We start from the raw sequence: 569 nt of genomic DNA, 5'->3' as shown, positions 1-569 counted from the left end.
GGATCAGCCGCGGGTGGTCATCGCCGTGATGGTGGACGAGCCGGGCAACGGCGTCATCTACGGCGGGGCGGTGGCCGCGCCGGTGTTTTCGGACGTGGCGCAGCAGACGCTGCGCCTGCTCGGCGTGCCGCCCGACATGCGGGTGCAGCCGCAGATCGTCGCCGACGTGATCGAGGAGGAGCCGGTCTGATGGCACCGTCCTTCGCCACCCTCGACGCCCTGCTGGTGTGGCTGCGCGAGCGCGGCGCCACCGGATTGTGCGCGGACAGCCGTCAGATTCGTCCCGGCGATGCGTTCGTCGCATGGCCGGGCGCGGTGGCCGATGCCCGGCGCTTCGTGCGCGCGGCGCTGGAAGAGGAAGGCTGCGAAGTCCACGAAGCCGACCGCGTCGAGCGCGGCCTGATCGAAGCGGGCACGCGTCAGCCGGATGCGGTGATCCTCGATCTCGGTCTGCCCGATGGCGACGGCATGCAGCTGATTCGCGAGTTGCGCACCTGGACGGAAGTGCCGGTGCTCGTGCTTTCGGCCCGCGTGGATGAGCGCGACAAGATCGAAGCGCTGGATGCGGG

The 569-nt window shown here is 70.5% G+C and carries 2 protein-coding genes; both read left to right on the top strand.

The annotated features are described in order from the left end of the window. Positions 1-190: hypothetical protein (locus tag ML342_RS11680; protein WP_240127189.1), on the top strand; the 190-nt coding region annotated here is incomplete at its 5' end. Next, positions 190-569, top strand: a 380-nt coding sequence (locus ML342_RS11675) for a response regulator (RefSeq protein WP_240127188.1), incomplete at its 3' end; no start/stop codon positions are given. The genes ML342_RS11680 and ML342_RS11675, both read left to right, overlap by 1 nt.

The sequence above is a fragment of the Thermomonas alba genome, from assembly GCF_022419205.1.
In the GTDB taxonomy this organism is placed as follows: domain Bacteria; phylum Pseudomonadota; class Gammaproteobacteria; order Xanthomonadales; family Xanthomonadaceae; genus Thermomonas; species Thermomonas alba.
Note: the sequence above shows the minus strand (reverse complement) of the source record. Positions and strands in the feature narration are given on the sequence as shown.